Here is a 15,194-nt window from a genome sequence, read left to right on the forward strand (position 1 = left end):
ACGAAATTTGAGGTATCAAAATGAACCAGGAACTGACCAACAACCCGTTCAACCCGCTGACCCCGCCGAAGATTTTCGACGAAATCCGCGTCTCGCTGGCATCGCCCGAGCGGATCCTGTCGTGGTCGTATGGCGAGATCAAGAAGCCGGAAACCATCAACTATCGGACCTTCAAGCCCGAGCGTGATGGCCTGTTCTGTGCCCGTATCTTTGGCCCGATCAAGGATTACGAATGCCTGTGCGGCAAGTACAAGCGCATGAAGTATCGCGGCGTTGTCTGCGAGAAATGCGGTGTTGAAGTCACGCTGCAAAAGGTCCGCCGCGAGCGGATGGGCCATATCGAACTGGCCGCGCCCGTCGCACACATCTGGTTCTTGAAGTCGCTGCCGTCGCGCATCGGCCTGATGCTGGACATGACGCTGCGTGATCTGGAGCGGGTTCTCTACTTCGAAAACTACGTCGTCATTGAGCCGGGCCTCACCGACCTCACCTACGGTCAGATGCTGACCGAAGAAGAGTTCATGGACGCCCAGGACCACTATGGCATGGACGCCTTCACCGCCAATATCGGCGCCGAAGCGATCCGCGAGATGCTGTCCCAGATCGACCTTGAGCAAGAGGCCGAAACCCTGCGCGCCGACCTAAAAGAGGCGACAGGCGAGCTGAAACCCAAGAAGATCATCAAGCGTCTGAAAGTCGTCGAGAGCTTCATTGAGAGCGGCAACCGCCCGGAATGGATGGTTCTGACCGTGATTCCGGTGATCCCGCCGGAACTGCGCCCGCTGGTGCCGCTCGATGGTGGCCGGTTTGCAACTTCGGACCTGAACGATCTCTATCGCCGGGTGATCAACCGGAACAACCGTCTCAAGCGCCTGATCGAACTGCGCGCGCCCGACATCATCGTCCGCAACGAAAAGCGGATGCTGCAAGAGTCGGTTGATGCTCTGTTTGACAACGGTCGCCGCGGCCGCGTCATCACCGGTGCCAACAAGCGCCCGCTGAAATCGCTTTCGGATATGCTCAAGGGCAAGCAGGGCCGCTTCCGTCAGAACCTTCTGGGGAAACGCGTCGACTTCTCGGGCCGCTCGGTCATTGTGACCGGTCCGGAACTCAAGCTGCACCAATGCGGTCTGCCGAAAAAGATGGCGCTGGAGCTGTTCAAGCCGTTCATCTATTCGCGTCTTGAGGCGCGGGGGCTTTCGAGCACTGTCAAGCAAGCCAAGAAACTGGTGGAAAAGGAACGTCCCGAGGTTTGGGATATCCTGGACGAGGTGATCCGCGAACACCCGGTGATGCTGAACCGGGCACCGACGCTGCACCGTCTGGGTATCCAGGCGTTTGAACCCGTGCTGATCGAAGGCAAGGCGATTCAGCTTCACCCGCTGGTGTGCTCGGCCTTCAACGCCGACTTTGATGGTGACCAGATGGCCGTTCACGTGCCGCTGAGCCTCGAAGCCCAGCTTGAAGCGCGTGTTCTGATGATGTCGACGAACAACGTTCTGTCGCCGGCCAACGGCGCGCCGATCATCGTTCCGTCGCAGGACATGATCCTTGGTCTCTACTACACGACCATCGAGCGCGAAGGCATGAAGGGTGAGGGCATGGTGTTCTCGTCCATCGAAGAGGTGCAGTATGCGCTCGATACCGGTGAAGTGCACCTGCACGCCAAGGTGACCGCACGTATTCCGCAGGTTGACCCGGAAACCGGTGAAACCGTGATGGAACGCTATGAAACCACCCCGGGCCGTGTGCGTTTGGGTGCGCTTCTGCCGATGAACGCCAAGGCACCGTTCGAACTGGTCAACAAGCTTCTGCGCAAGAAAGAAGTGCAGAACGTCATCGACACCGTCTACCGTTACTGCGGCCAGAAAGAGTCGGTTATCTTCTGTGACCAGATCATGACCATGGGCTTCCGTGAAGCGTTCAAGGCCGGCATCTCGTTCGGCAAGGACGACATGGTAATTCCCGATGGCAAATGGACCATCGTGGACGAAACCCGTGATCAGGTGAAAGACTTTGAACAACAGTACATGGACGGCCTGATCACTCAGGGCGAAAAGTACAACAAGGTCGTCGATGCATGGTCGAAATGTAACGACAAGGTCACCGATGCCATGATGGGCACCATCTCGGCCGATACGCGCGATGAAAATGGTGCCGTCGCCGAACCGAACTCGGTTTACATGATGGCTCACTCGGGCGCGCGGGGCTCGGTCACGCAGATGAAGCAGCTGGGCGGCATGCGCGGCCTGATGGCCAAGCCGAACGGTGACATCATCGAAACGCCGATCATCTCGAACTTTAAAGAAGGTCTGACCGTGCTCGAGTACTTCAACTCGACCCACGGCGCCCGTAAGGGTCTGTCGGATACCGCTTTGAAGACCGCGAACTCGGGGTATCTGACCCGCCGTCTGGTTGACGTTGCACAAGACTGCATCGTGCGCGAAGTGGACTGTGGCACCGAAAAGGCGATCACCGCCGAAGCGGCTGTCAACGATGGCGAAGTTGTCTCGTCGTTGTCCGAGCGTATCCTGGGTCGTGTCGCGGCCGACGATATCCTCAAGCCGGGCACCGATGAGGTTCTGGTCGAGCGTGGCACAATTATCGACGAACGGATGGCCGATGCGGTCGAGGAAGCCGGTGTTGTAAGCACCCGCATCCGTAGCCCGCTGACCTGTGAAGCCGAAGACGGCGTTTGTGCCCAGTGTTACGGTCGTGACCTGGCGCGTGGTACCCGCGTGAACACCGGCGAAGCCGTCGGCATCATCGCGGCCCAGTCGATTGGTGAACCCGGTACACAGCTGACGATGCGGACCTTCCACATCGGCGGCGTTGCCCAGGGTGGTCAGCAGTCGTTCCTCGAAGCCAGCCAAGAAGGCAAGGTGGTCTTCGAGAACGCCAACCTCCTGAAAAATGCCAGCGGTGAGCAACTGGTGGTGGGCCGCAACATGAAGCTGATCATTCAGGACGACGAGGGCGGCGAACGTGCCAGCCACAAGCTGAGCTATGGCTCCAAGCTCTTTGTCAAGGATGGCGGCAAAGTGGCCCGTGGCGACAAGCTGTTCGAATGGGATCCTTATACCCTGCCGATCATCGCCGAAAAGGCCGGTACTGTGAAGTATGTCGACCTTGTTTCCGGTCTTGCCGTGCGCGACGAGACGGACGAAGCAACCGGCATGACGCAGAAGATCGTGATCGACTGGCGCACGGCTCCGAAAGGCAACGAGCTCAAGCCCGAGATCATCCTTCAGGATGCAGATGGCGAACCGGTCCGCAACGATGCGGGCAACCCGGTGACCTATCCGATGTCGGTGGACGCAATCCTGTCGGTCGAAGACGGCCAGGAGATCAAGGCCGGTGACGTTGTCGCGCGTATCCCGCGTGAAGGCGCCAAGACCAAGGACATCACCGGTGGTCTGCCGCGTGTGGCCGAATTGTTCGAGGCACGTCGCCCCAAGGACCACGCCATCATCGCCGAGATCGACGGTTACGTCCGCTACGGGCGCGACTACAAGAACAAGCGCCGCATCTCGATCGAACCGGCTGACGAGTCAATGGAAACCGTGGAATACATGGTGCCCAAGGGCAAGCACATCCCGGTCATGGAAGGCGACTTCGTGCAGAAGGGCGACTACATCATGGACGGCAACCCGGCGCCGCATGACATCCTTTCCATTATGGGTGTCGAAGCGCTGGCGGACTACATGATCGACGAGGTCCAGGACGTCTATCGCCTGCAGGGCGTGAAGATCAACGACAAGCACATCGAGGTGATCGTTCGCCAGATGCTGCAGAAGTGGGAGATCCTCGACAGCGGCGATACCACGCTTCTGAAGGGCGAACATGTCGACAAGGCCGAGTTCGACCTGGCCAACGAGAAATCCGAAGCCAAGGGCGGTCGCCCGGCATCGGGCGAGCCGATCCTCTTGGGTATCACCAAGGCGTCGCTGCAAACCCGTAGCTTCATCTCGGCGGCCTCGTTCCAGGAAACCACCCGCGTCCTGACCGAGGCTTCGGTTCAGGGCAAGCGCGACAAGCTGGTTGGTCTGAAGGAAAACGTCATCGTTGGCCGCCTGATCCCGGCGGGTACCGGAGGCGCAACCCAGAAGGTTCGCCACATCGCGCAGCAGCGTGACAACGTGGTTATCGAAGCGCGCCGCGAAGAGGCCGAGGCCGCCGCAGCGCTGGCCGCCCCGGTCATGGATGACGTTGTCGGCGGTGACGAGTTTGACAATTTCGTCGAAACGCCGGAGAGCCGCGAAGAGTAAGCCTCGCTTCTCAAAGACATTGAAAACCCCCGCCGGGAAATCGGCGGGGGTTTTTTGTTGTGACGCCCGGTAAGTTCACACGGCACTGGACAGGAGGGCCGACCGTTTTCAAACTGTCTGCAAGGGCCTCAAGGATCAGAGCTGGGAACACCATGGAATATCTGCGTACTCCTGATGAGCATTTCGACAATCTACCGGATTTTGACTTTGCACCGAACTATGTGGACGTGGACGATACCTTGGGCGGGCGGTTGCGTGTCGCCTATGTGGACGAAGGTCCGCGCGACGCCGCGCCGGTCCTGATGATGCATGGCGAACCGAGCTGGTCTTACCTCTATCGCCACATGATCCCGATCTTCACTGCCGGCGGCCACCGCGCAGTCGCACCCGACCTGATCGGTTTTGGCCGCTCAGACAAACCGACCGAGCGCAGCGATTACACCTATCAGCGCCACGTTGACTGGATGGCCGGCTGGTTGGAACAGGTTGACTTGCAGGGCATCACGCTGGTTTGCCAGGATTGGGGCGGGTTGATCGGTTTGCGGCTGTTGGCGCAGATGCCTGACCGATTTGCCCGTGTGGTGGTGGCCAACACGGCCCTTCCCACCGGCGACCAACCGATGAGCGACGCTTTCCTTGCCTGGCGCGAGTATTCGCAAACCGTGCCAGATTTCAACGCCGGCCGGATCGTTTATGGTGGCACGTCCCAAAAGATCAGCGAAGCGGAAGTTGCCGCCTATAACGCTCCGTTCCCGGATGATCGATACAAAGCGGGCGCGCGCCAATTCCCGGCGCTTGTGCCCGCCACGCCGGATGATCCCGCCTCGGACGCCAACCGCGCCGCATGGCAAGTGCTGCAACAACTCGACATCCCGGTTCTCACCGTGTTCGGTGCCGACGACAAGGTCATGGCGGGTGTCGACAAGGTGTTTCACAAGCTGATGCCGGGCGCAGCAGGGCAGGCGCATCAAGTGCTGCCCGACGCGGGTCATTTCCTGCAGGAAGATGTCGGCGCGGAACTGGCCCAGGCGACGCTGGATTTCATGGCCGGGTAGGGAACGAAACAGTGAAATCCAGCAGCATTTGTCTGATTTCGTTTGTTTCGCCCTGAATACACTCAGAGTTTATTGCGCGCCGCGTAACGGCGATGGGAGGTTTTGCCTGAATCTGAAAAACCGGGTAAAGCAATGATTGAAGAGACCAAGTTCGAGAAACTATTTTCCACACCCTTGCTGCGGTTCAAAGTCGCCAACCACGCGGCGCTTAGTCGGGCGCTTTTGGCGGAAGGGGCGATGATGCAGTCCGAAGAGGACGGGGTAAGCAAGTCCAACCGTCTCGGCTGGCATTCCTCTGGCAACCTGTTTGACCGCAACGCTGACCCGATCGTCGAGCTGCGGGTTGCGGCGGAAATGGCAATCTTGGCGGCCACCCGCCGGATCACCACAAAGGTGGATCCTGAAACGCTGAAGATGAAGCTGTTCGGCTGGATGAACGTCAACCCGCAGGGCGGATACAACGTGCCCCATACCCACCCCGGGGCGCATTGGTCCGGCGTCTACTACGTGTCGCAGCCCGAGATCGACGAGGGCAATTCCGGAATGATCGAATTCCTGGCCCCACGCACCGACCTGTCCCACTGGGCTATTCTCAAGGCCAGCGCCTTCAGCCTGAAAAAGCGTATCCGCCCCGCAGCGGGCGAGATTGTCGTCTTTCCCTCTTATCTCTTGCACTGGGTCTATCCCAACGAGGCCGATGCCGACCGGGTGACCATTGCGTTCAACGCCACGTTCAGCAAACCCAAAGGCTGAGAGCGCTTTCCTTTCGTCGTGATCCGGTGTCTTGTCTGGCGGAACGGGTAGAGGGCAGGCGCTATGGACGGACGCGACAACATGAAGGGCGCGGGGCTGATGATGGTCTCGATGGCCGCGTTCACCTTCAATGACGTCTGCATGAAAGAGCTAGCCGGGGATATCCCGCTGATGCAGGCGATTTTTCTGCGCGGCGTCCTGACCAGCCTGCTCATCTTTGTTGCGGCCCGGCACATGGGGGTGCTGCGCTTTGCGATACCGCGGCGGGACTGGGGCCTGATCGGATTGCGCAGCATTGCTGAGATTGGCGCGACCTTTTCCTTCCTGACGGCGCTGTTCCATATGCCCATCGCCAATGTCACGGCGATTTTGCAGGCGCTACCGCTGACCGTAGCGCTGACCGCCGCTGTGTTCTTTGCTGAGCCTCTGGGTTGGCGGCGGATGCTGGCCATCGGCATCGGGTTCTGCGGGGTGCTGATGATTGTGCAGCCGGGCGCCGACGGATTTTCCACCTATTCGATCTATGCGCTGATCGCCGTGGGGTTCGTCACGTTGCGGGACTTGTCGTCGCGGCGCCTGTCACCTGCAGTGCCGTCCTTTACCGTTGCCTTCATCACCGCTGTGATCATTGCTTGCGCTGGCGGCATAACGTCAATCTGGCAAGGCTGGGCCCCGGTCGAAACACGCCACGGTTTCCTGCTGGCCGGGGCCAGCCTGTTCATCCTCGGGGGCTATCTGGCCTCAGTCGCGGTGATGCGAGTGGGCGAGATCAGCTTCATCGCGCCGTTCCGCTATACCGGCCTGATCTGGGCGCTTGTGCTCGGATATCTCGTGTTCGGCGACTGGCCGGATCAACTGACCCTTCTGGGGGCGGCGATCGTCGTTGCGATGGGCGTCTTCACATTGTATCGCGAGGCCGCCGCGCGGCGTGCCACCCGGAACTGATACGCGACAGGCGCACGTCAAAAGCCTCTGTTGACAAGGGGTGCGACTCCCCCTATACGCCCCCCATCCGGCTAGGGGTGCAAGCTCCAATGCCGATATCAGAACTCTAGTGGACAAGATCCGGTCTAATGCTGACCCGATCCTCTGGAAACCCACCGCGTCGTTTACCTCGGAATGGAAACGATAGCGGTTTTTGCGCTGTTTGGACGCATTCGGCGCGCGAGATTTAGGAAGCCTGTGTGGGGACACCCATACGACACATGTGTTGAGAAACGGGGAAAGAAGCCCAATGCCAACGATCCAACAGCTGATCCGCAAGCCGCGTCAGCCCAAAGTGAAACGCTCCAAGTCGCTGCACTTGGAAGGAAACCCTCAGAAGCGCGGCGTATGCACCCGCGTCTACACCACCACGCCGAAGAAGCCGAACTCGGCTATGCGTAAGGTTGCCAAGGTCCGCCTGACCAATGGCTTCGAGGTGATCTCCTACATTCCCGGTGAAAGTCACAACCTTCAGGAACACTCGGTTGTCCTGATCCGTGGCGGCCGTGTGAAAGACCTTCCCGGTGTGCGTTACCACATCCTCCGCGGTGTTCTGGATACCCAGGGCGTCAAAGACCGTAAACAACGTCGTTCGAAATACGGCGCCAAGCGTCCTAAGTAAGGAGAGAGCGAGATGTCACGTCGTCACGCCGCAGAAAAACGCGAAGTCCTGCCCGATGCCAAATTTGGCGACAAGGTACTGACCAAGTTCATGAACAACCTCATGCTCGACGGTAAGAAATCCGTTGCTGAGAAAATCGTCTACGGTGCGCTGGATCGCGTCGAAGACAAGATCAAGCGCGCGCCGCTTGAAGTGTTCCACGAAGCACTCGAAAACATCCAGCCCAGCGTCGAAGTTCGTTCGCGCCGTGTTGGTGGTGCCACCTACCAGGTGCCCGTCGAAGTACGCCCCGAGCGTCGTCAGGCCTTGGCGATCCGCTGGTTGATCAACGCCAGCCGTGCGCGCAACGAAAACACGATGGTCGAACGCCTGGCTGGTGAACTGATGGATGCTGTGCAATCCCGTGGTTCCGCCGTTAAGAAGCGCGAAGACACTCACAAGATGGCCGACGCGAACAAAGCGTTCAGCCATTACCGCTGGTAACTCCGAGAGAGAAGCAGACCAATGGCACGCGATTATACGCTCGAACACTACCGCAACTTCGGTATCATGGCCCACATCGACGCAGGCAAGACCACCTGCTCGGAACGGATCCTGTATTACACCGGCAAATCCCACAACATTGGTGAGGTGCACGATGGTGCGGCCACTATGGACTGGATGGAGCAGGAGCAGGAACGCGGCATCACCATCACCTCGGCTGCGACCACCACCTTCTGGGAGCGCACCGAAGATGGCACGACCCCGGATAGCCCCAAGCACCGGATGAACATCATTGACACCCCCGGCCACGTTGACTTCACCATTGAAGTTGAGCGTTCGCTGGCGGTTCTCGATGGTGCCGTCTGTGTTCTTGACGCCAACGCCGGTGTTGAGCCCCAGACCGAAACCGTCTGGCGTCAGGCCGACCGTTACAAGGTTCCGCGGATGGTGTTCGTCAACAAGATGGACAAGATCGGTGCCGACTTCTTCAACTGTGTCGAGATGATCGAAGACCGCACCGGCTCGAAAGCCGTTCCGGTTGGTGTGCCGATTGGTGCAGAGACCGAGCTCGAGGGCCTGGTTGACCTGGTGACCATGGAGGAATGGCTGTGGCAGGGTGAGGATCTGGGTGCTTCCTGGATCAAAGCTCCGATCCGTGACAGCCTGAAGGACATGGCCGAAGAATGGCGCGGCAAGATGGTCGAAGCGGCCGTCGAAATGGACGACGATGCCATGATGGAATACCTCGAAGGCAACGAGCCCGACGTGCCGACCCTGCGCGCATTGCTGCGCAAGGGCACGCTCGAGCTGGCTTTCGTTCCGGTTCTGGGTGGCTCGGCCTTCAAGAACAAAGGTGTGCAGCCGCTGCTCAACGCCGTGATCGACTATCTGCCCAGCCCGCTGGACGTTGTCGATTACATGGGCTTCAAACCCGGTGACGAAACCGAGACCCGTGACATCCCGCGCCGTGCGGATGATGACATGGCCTTCTCGGCGCTGGCGTTCAAAATCATGAACGACCCCTTCGTTGGCTCGCTGACCTTTACCCGCATCTACTCGGGCACGCTCAGCAAGGGTGACACGCTTTTGAATTCGACCAAGGGTCGCAAAGAGCGTGTTGGCCGGATGATGATGATGCACTCCAACGACCGTGAGGAAATCACCGAAGCGTTCGCGGGCGACATCATCGCGCTGGCAGGTCTGAAAGACACCACCACGGGCGACACGCTCTGTGCCGTCAATGACCCGGTTGTTCTTGAAACCATGACCTTCCCCGATCCGGTGATCGAGATCGCGGTCGAGCCGAAAACCAAGGCCGACCAGGAGAAGATGTCCCAGGGTCTGCAGCGCCTCGCCGCAGAAGACCCCTCCTTCCGTGTGGAAACCGACATCGAGTCGGGCCAGACCATTATGAAAGGCATGGGCGAACTTCACCTCGACATCCTGGTGGATCGTCTCAAGCGTGAATTCAAGGTTGAAGCCAACATCGGCGCCCCGCAGGTTGCCTACCGCGAGACCATCGGTCACGAGGTCGAGCACAGCTACACCCACAAGAAACAGTCGGGTGGGTCTGGTCAGTTCGGCGAAGTGAAAATGATCATTTCCCCGACAGAGCCGGGCGAAGGTTACAGCTTTGAGAGCCGCATCGTTGGTGGGTCTATTCCCAAGGAATACATCCCGGGCGTTGAAAAAGGCATCAACTCGGTTATGGATAGCGGCCCTCTGGCTGGCTTCCCCGTGATCGACTTCAAGGTTGCCCTGATCGACGGTAAGTTCCACGACGTTGACTCAAGCGTTCTGGCGTTCGAAATCGCGGCCCGTATGTGTATGCGTGAAGGCATGCGCAAAGCTGGCGCCAAACTGCTCGAACCGATGATGAAAGTCGAAGTGATCACGCCGGAAGAATACACCGGTGGCATCATTGGCGATCTGACCTCGCGTCGGGGTCAGGTGTCGGGGCAGGAACCGCGCGGCAACGCCGTTGCGATTGATGCTTTCGTGCCGCTCGCCAACATGTTCGGCTACATCAACAACCTGCGTTCGATGAGCTCGGGCCGTGCGAACTTCACCATGCAGTTCGATCACTACGATCCGGTACCGCAGAACATCAGCGACGAGATCCAGGCGAAATACGCCTAAGAAACATGGAATTGTGGGGTGCGTGATGGCACGCGCCCTACCTCAGGAATAACAGGAGGCCATCATGGCAAAGGAAAAGTTTGAACGCACGAAACCGCACGTGAACATCGGTACTGTTGGTCACGTTGACCACGGCAAGACGACGTTGACGGCGGCAATCACCAAGTATTTTGGTGACTTCAAGGCCTATGACCAGATCGACGGTGCCCCCGAAGAGAAGGCGCGCGGCATCACCATCTCGACCGCGCACGTCGAGTATGAAACCGAGAACCGCCACTACGCCCACGTCGACTGCCCCGGCCACGCTGACTATGTGAAGAACATGATCACCGGTGCGGCGCAGATGGACGGCGCGATCCTGGTATGCTCGGCGGCCGATGGCCCCATGCCCCAGACCCGCGAGCACATCCTGCTGGGTCGCCAGGTTGGTATCCCCGCGTTCACCGTTTACATGAACAAGGTTGACCAGGTTGACGACGAAGAGCTTCTGGAGCTCGTCGAGATGGAAATCCGCGAGTTGCTGTCGAGCTACGAGTACCCGGGTGACGATATCCCGATCGTAGCCGGTTCGGCCCTGGCCGCGCTGGAAGGCCGTGATCCGGAAATCGGTGAGAACTCGATCCGCAAGCTGATGGAAGAGGTTGACGCCTACATCCCGACGCCCGAGCGCGCGATTGACCAGCCGTTCCTGATGCCGATCGAAGACGTGTTCTCGATCTCGGGTCGTGGTACCGTTGTGACCGGCCGTGTCGAGCGTGGCGTGATCAACGTGGGCGACGAGATCGAAATCGTCGGCATCCGCGACACCACCAAGACCACCTGCACCGGTGTGGAAATGTTCCGCAAACTGCTGGATCGCGGTGAAGCCGGCGACAACATCGGCGCCCTGCTGCGCGGTGTTGACCGTGAAGGTGTCGAGCGTGGCCAGGTTCTGTGTAAGCCGGGCTCGGTGACACCGCACACCAAGTTCACGGCCGAGGCCTATATCCTGACCAAGGAAGAGGGTGGCCGTCACACGCCGTTCTTTGCCAACTATCGTCCGCAGTTCTACTTCCGGACCACGGACGTGACCGGCACGGTTGAGCTGGCCGAAGGCACCGAGATGGTGATGCCGGGCGACAACGTGTCGTTCACGGTTGAGCTGATCGCGCCGATCGCCATGGAAGACGGTCTGCGCTTCGCCATCCGCGAAGGCGGCCGCACCGTCGGTGCCGGCGTCGTCGCAAAAATCATCGAGTAATTCGAACTAAGGGTTCGACGAGGGAGGCCGGATGGTCCGGCCTTCCTCCTATCAACTCCAACGCCGCGAAAGGCAAAGAAATGCAATCGCAAAACATCCGTATTCGGCTCAAGGCGTTTGACTATCGCGTTCTGGACGCCAGCACGCAAGAGATCGTCAACACCGCCAAGCGGACCGGCGCCACTGTTCGTGGTCCGATCCCGCTGCCGAACAAGATCGAAAAATTCACCGTTCTGCGTGGTCCCCACGTGAACAAGAAATCCCGCGATCAGTTCGAGATCCGTACGCACAAGCGTCTTCTCGACATCGTTGACCCGACCCCGCAGACCGTGGACGCGCTGATGAAGCTCGACCTGGCCGCTGGCGTCGACGTTCAGATCTCGGTCTAAGGAAGGTATTGGAACAATGCGCTCTGGTATCATCGCCAAGAAGGTGGGCATGACCCGCCTGTTCATGGAGGACGGCAAGCAGATTCCTGTGACCGTTCTTCAACTCGACAACCTGCAGGTCGTGGCAACACGCACCGCCGACAAAGACGGCTACACCGCTGTTCAGCTCGGCGCCGGTGCCGCCAAGGCCAAGCGGACTTCGAAGGCCATGCGTGGTCACTTTGCGGCTGCCAAGGTTGAACCCAAACGCAAGATCGCGGAATTCCGCGTGTCCGAGGACAACCTCATCGGTGTGGGAGAGGAAATCTCTGCCGAACACTATGTGGTTGGTCAGAAGGTCGACGTTGCGGGCACCTCGATTGGTAAAGGCTTTGCCGGCGCCATGAAACGCCACAACTTCGGCGGTCTGCGCGCCTCGCACGGTGTTTCGATCTCGCACCGTTCGCACGGCTCGACCGGTCAGTGTCAGGACCCCGGCAAGGTGTTCAAAGGCAAGAAAATGGCCGGCCACATGGGCGCCGCCCGCGTGACCACCCAGAACCTCGAAGTCGTCAAGACCGACGCCGACCGTGGCCTGGTGTTCATCAAGGGGGCCGTTCCCGGCTCGAAAGGTGGCTGGGTCACCGTCAAGGATGCGGTCAAGAAAGCCGCGCCCGAAGGCGTGCCTTATCCGGCAGCCCTGAAATCGGCAGCTCAAACCGAAGCACCGGCGGAAGAAGCGCCTGCGGAAGGTGGTGAAGAATGAAACTTGATGTGATCAAACTCGACGGCGGCAAGGCCGGTTCGGTTGAGCTCGACGAGGCCCTGTTCGGTCTCGAGCCGCGCGCCGACATCCTGCACCGCGTCGTCCGCTGGCAGCGCAACAACGCGCAGGCCGGTACGCACAAGGTCAAGACCCGCTCGGAAGTCAAATACTCGACCAAGAAGATCTATCGCCAAAAAGGCACCGGTGGCGCACGCCACGGCGCCCGTTCGGCACCGATCTTCCGCGGTGGTGGTGTCTATAAGGGCCCGGTTGTTCGCAGCCACGGCCACGAGCTGACCAAGAAGTTCCGCAAACTGGGCCTGCGCCACGCGCTGTCGGCCAAGTTGGCTGCGGGCGAGCTGGTTGTGATCGAAAACGCCGACTCCGAAGGCAAAACCGCTGCTCTGGCCAAACAGGTCAAGAACCTGGGCTGGAAACGCGCGCTTGTCATCGACGGGGCGACGGTCAACGAGGGCTTCCTGAAAGCCGCGAAGAACATCGAAGGTCTGGATATCCTGCCGACGATGGGCGCAAACGTCTATGACATCCTCAAGCGTGACACCCTGGTGCTCACCAAAGCGGCTGTCGAAGCATTGGAGGCTCGCCTGAAATGAGTGCCGAAGCAAAACACTACGACGTGATCCGCAAGCCGATCATCACCGAGAAAGCAACCATGGCATCGGAAACCAATGCCGTTGTATTCGAAGTGGCGATTGATGCTGCCAAACCGCAGATCAAAGAGGCCGTCGAGGCGCTCTTTGGTGTGAAGGTCAAGGCGGTGAACACCACGATCACCAAGGGCAAGGTCAAACGCTTCCGCGGCCAGCTGGGCAAGCGGAAAGACGTAAAAAAAGCCTATGTGACCCTGGAAGAAGGCAACACGATCGACGTGAGCACCGGGCTCTGATCGGACGTTTGTCTTCTTGAAGAGATTGAACCCCGGCTGCGAAAGTGGCCGGGGTTTTCATTTGCAATCACCATGAATCCAGGAGTAATTTTGGACGAATTTTTAGTTTGGGTCGCAATTACAGCAGGCGAATAAATTAATCTATGGATGCGGTTTCAAACACAAAGTTGGCAAAAACCGTTGTGTTCGTCGTCGAGCAGTTAGCGAACGGTCGTTTTGATGAATTGGCGGAGATTACCAATTCCACACGTCTCACCGCTAGCGAGATGGAAGAAGCTCTCTCGGAATATGGTATCAATCTTCTCGCTCCAATCTCAATTTCTATGGACGAACTAGATGTCGTTGAGGTGAGCCGCGGGTATCGAAAAGCTCCGCACGAATGGAGCGTCTGGTATCAGCTGGTCGACAAGGTGCTTGGCCCAAGCGATCTTACACTTAGACTGACGATTGTGGACAAGGGTACACAGATTTTAGGTGTCGAGGTTGATGATATACGCGTCAATTGACGTCTATAGCCGAGCGATGCCACAGTTGAGTTAATAAACGAGCGCGCGAAACAGCGGCCCTTGGGCCGCCGCGCATTGCCGACGCGCCCCCACGCGGCGGCGATTGGGTGAGGCAAGTGCGACACTGACAGGGCGTACGGACCACGCGGGGATAAAGTGGTGTCCGGAAAAGGTAGGTCGCCACCGCGCGCGTCGGCCATGCGCGGGGTGTGCCTCACGGTGCTGGTCTTTGCCACCTGATCCCGCTAAAGCCGCCTCATGAGCGATACTCTGCCCCCATGCCCCGCCTGTTCGTCGGCCTTCACCTATGAAATGGACGCCCTTCTGGTCTGCCCCGAGTGCGGCCATGAGTGGACGGCGGGGGAGGGCGTAGCCACAGGGGCCGAGGTGCGCGACTCTGTCGGCAACCTGCTGGCGGATGGCGACGACGTGACGGTGATCAAGGATCTCAAGGTCAAGGGTTCATCCGCGACCGTGAAGGTGGGTACCAAGGTGCGTGGCATTCGTCTTGTCGACGGGGATCACGATATCGACTGCAAGGTGCCCGGCATTGGCAAGATGGGGCTGAAATCTCAATTCGTGAAAAAGGCCTGAGCACCAGCGCGGCCAAACCAGCCGTTGCGTGTCCCCTGCATGGGGCGTAGGCTCGCCTCCATGAAACATGTCCCCAAAGAAAACACCGATGATGCGCTGATCCAGGAATACCTGAACAAGGGTGGCAAGGTCACTGTTGGCAAAACCAAACCGCCCAAGCCCGAGCTGGGGCTGAGCAAAAATGCCTGGAACGCCAAGCTGACCAAGGAAGAGAAGGCCGCGCGCGACGGCAAGTGATCGCGCGCGAACGCAAGGGTAGGGGCGTAGGGTGTGTGCTTGCACGAACCACTCCGAGCGCCTTGGCGGAAGGTGCGTGAAATCACGCACCCTACATCTCGGAAATCCCCCTTATTTCTATGGACACCCCCCATCTTCCCTGTTACATCGCCCAAGTCGCGTGGCCTCGGATTCGTTCCGGGGCCTGTGATATTTTGAACCGGGGACCTTCGGGGCCCTATAAAAACGGCCACCCACGGGGGGCTAACACATAGGCGGGGAACCCCTCGCCA

15 protein-coding genes are annotated in these 15,194 nt (G+C 59.2%); all 15 read left to right on the forward strand.

Going from position 1 to position 15,194, the window contains the following annotated elements; genetic code table 11:
* Positions 1-20: 20 nt before the first annotated feature.
* The 15 genes from rpoC to RXV86_RS14360 all read left to right on the forward strand — a co-directional run bounded on the left by rpoC (position 21) and on the right by RXV86_RS14360 (position 14,922).
* Complete coding sequence (gene rpoC / locus RXV86_RS14290) at positions 21-4,268, forward strand: DNA-directed RNA polymerase subunit beta' (protein ID WP_316300921.1); 4,248 nt, start codon at positions 21-23, stop codon at positions 4,266-4,268.
* 152 nt (positions 4,269-4,420) lie between these two features.
* A complete protein-coding gene (locus RXV86_RS14295; protein WP_316300922.1) occupies positions 4,421-5,323 on the forward strand; it encodes a haloalkane dehalogenase in 903 nt (300 codons plus the stop codon).
* Positions 5,324-5,455: 132 nt separating this feature from the next.
* The gene (locus RXV86_RS14300) at positions 5,456-6,076 is read left to right on the forward strand and encodes a TIGR02466 family protein (protein ID WP_316300923.1); all 621 of its coding nucleotides are present in this window, start codon (positions 5,456-5,458) and stop codon (positions 6,074-6,076) included.
* Positions 6,077-6,139: 63 nt separating this feature from the next.
* Positions 6,140-7,021: a DMT family transporter gene (locus tag RXV86_RS14305; RefSeq protein WP_316300924.1), complete on the forward strand. Its 882-nt coding sequence runs from the start codon at positions 6,140-6,142 to the stop codon at positions 7,019-7,021.
* A 289-nt stretch (positions 7,022-7,310) separates the two neighbouring features.
* Entirely contained in the window at positions 7,311-7,682 is a 372-nt protein-coding gene (rpsL, locus tag RXV86_RS14310; RefSeq protein WP_024809820.1) for a 30S ribosomal protein S12, read from the forward strand.
* A 12-nt stretch (positions 7,683-7,694) separates the two neighbouring features.
* On the forward strand, positions 7,695-8,165 hold the full coding sequence (gene rpsG / locus RXV86_RS14315; RefSeq protein WP_316300925.1) for a 30S ribosomal protein S7: 471 nt from the start codon (positions 7,695-7,697) through the stop codon (positions 8,163-8,165).
* A gap of 21 nt (positions 8,166-8,186) precedes the next feature.
* Positions 8,187-10,304 (forward strand): elongation factor G, encoded by a 2,118-nt coding sequence (gene fusA / locus RXV86_RS14320; protein ID WP_316300926.1) that lies wholly within the window; start codon positions 8,187-8,189, stop codon positions 10,302-10,304.
* A gap of 64 nt (positions 10,305-10,368) precedes the next feature.
* Positions 10,369-11,544, forward strand: coding sequence for an elongation factor Tu (gene tuf / locus RXV86_RS14325; RefSeq protein ID WP_316299022.1), 1,176 nt, complete (start codon positions 10,369-10,371; stop codon positions 11,542-11,544).
* 80 nt (positions 11,545-11,624) lie between these two features.
* Positions 11,625-11,933 (forward strand): 30S ribosomal protein S10, encoded by a 309-nt coding sequence (rpsJ, locus tag RXV86_RS14330; protein WP_316300927.1) that lies wholly within the window; start codon positions 11,625-11,627, stop codon positions 11,931-11,933.
* Between the two features lie 16 nt (positions 11,934-11,949).
* A complete protein-coding gene (gene rplC, locus RXV86_RS14335) occupies positions 11,950-12,678 on the forward strand; it encodes a 50S ribosomal protein L3 (protein ID WP_316300928.1) in 729 nt (242 codons plus the stop codon).
* A complete protein-coding gene (rplD, locus tag RXV86_RS14340; RefSeq protein ID WP_316300929.1) occupies positions 12,675-13,292 on the forward strand; it encodes a 50S ribosomal protein L4 in 618 nt (205 codons plus the stop codon). The genes rplC and rplD overlap by 4 nt, the downstream gene beginning before the upstream one ends.
* On the forward strand, positions 13,289-13,585 hold the full coding sequence (locus tag RXV86_RS14345) for a 50S ribosomal protein L23 (protein WP_316300930.1): 297 nt from the start codon (positions 13,289-13,291) through the stop codon (positions 13,583-13,585). Before rplD ends, RXV86_RS14345 begins: the two co-directional genes overlap by 4 nt.
* A 143-nt stretch (positions 13,586-13,728) precedes the next feature.
* Positions 13,729-14,091, forward strand: coding sequence for a hypothetical protein (locus RXV86_RS14350; RefSeq protein WP_316300931.1), 363 nt, complete (start codon positions 13,729-13,731; stop codon positions 14,089-14,091).
* A gap of 258 nt (positions 14,092-14,349) precedes the next feature.
* The gene (locus tag RXV86_RS14355; protein ID WP_316300932.1) at positions 14,350-14,685 is read left to right on the forward strand and encodes a zinc ribbon domain-containing protein YjdM; all 336 of its coding nucleotides are present in this window, start codon (positions 14,350-14,352) and stop codon (positions 14,683-14,685) included.
* A gap of 60 nt (positions 14,686-14,745) precedes the next feature.
* Positions 14,746-14,922, forward strand: a complete 177-nt coding sequence (locus tag RXV86_RS14360) for a hypothetical protein (RefSeq protein WP_316300933.1) — start codon at positions 14,746-14,748, stop codon at positions 14,920-14,922.
* Positions 14,923-15,194 lie beyond the last annotated feature (272 nt).

It is taken from the genome of Aliisedimentitalea sp. MJ-SS2, from assembly GCF_032586155.1.
Classification (GTDB): domain Bacteria; phylum Pseudomonadota; class Alphaproteobacteria; order Rhodobacterales; family Rhodobacteraceae; genus JAWHTC01.

Coding starts and splice junctions, on each gene's coding strand:
- rplC (WP_316300928.1), top strand. CDS start 11,950: ATGCGCTCTGGTATCATCGCCAAGAAGGTGGGCATGACCCGCCTGTTC.
- RXV86_RS14305 (WP_316300924.1), top strand. CDS start 6,140: ATGGACGGACGCGACAACATGAAGGGCGCGGGGCTGATGATGGTCTCG.
- rpsL (WP_024809820.1), top strand. CDS start 7,311: ATGCCAACGATCCAACAGCTGATCCGCAAGCCGCGTCAGCCCAAAGTG.
- RXV86_RS14360 (WP_316300933.1), top strand. CDS start 14,746: ATGAAACATGTCCCCAAAGAAAACACCGATGATGCGCTGATCCAGGAA.
- rpoC (WP_316300921.1), top strand. CDS start 21: ATGAACCAGGAACTGACCAACAACCCGTTCAACCCGCTGACCCCGCCG.
- rpsG (WP_316300925.1), top strand. CDS start 7,695: ATGTCACGTCGTCACGCCGCAGAAAAACGCGAAGTCCTGCCCGATGCC.
- RXV86_RS14300 (WP_316300923.1), top strand. CDS start 5,456: ATGATTGAAGAGACCAAGTTCGAGAAACTATTTTCCACACCCTTGCTG.
- rplD (WP_316300929.1), top strand. CDS start 12,675: ATGAAACTTGATGTGATCAAACTCGACGGCGGCAAGGCCGGTTCGGTT.
- RXV86_RS14350 (WP_316300931.1), top strand. CDS start 13,729: ATGGATGCGGTTTCAAACACAAAGTTGGCAAAAACCGTTGTGTTCGTC.
- RXV86_RS14355 (WP_316300932.1), top strand. CDS start 14,350: ATGAGCGATACTCTGCCCCCATGCCCCGCCTGTTCGTCGGCCTTCACC.
- tuf (WP_316299022.1), top strand. CDS start 10,369: ATGGCAAAGGAAAAGTTTGAACGCACGAAACCGCACGTGAACATCGGT.
- fusA (WP_316300926.1), top strand. CDS start 8,187: ATGGCACGCGATTATACGCTCGAACACTACCGCAACTTCGGTATCATG.
- RXV86_RS14345 (WP_316300930.1), top strand. CDS start 13,289: ATGAGTGCCGAAGCAAAACACTACGACGTGATCCGCAAGCCGATCATC.
- rpsJ (WP_316300927.1), top strand. CDS start 11,625: ATGCAATCGCAAAACATCCGTATTCGGCTCAAGGCGTTTGACTATCGC.
- RXV86_RS14295 (WP_316300922.1), top strand. CDS start 4,421: ATGGAATATCTGCGTACTCCTGATGAGCATTTCGACAATCTACCGGAT.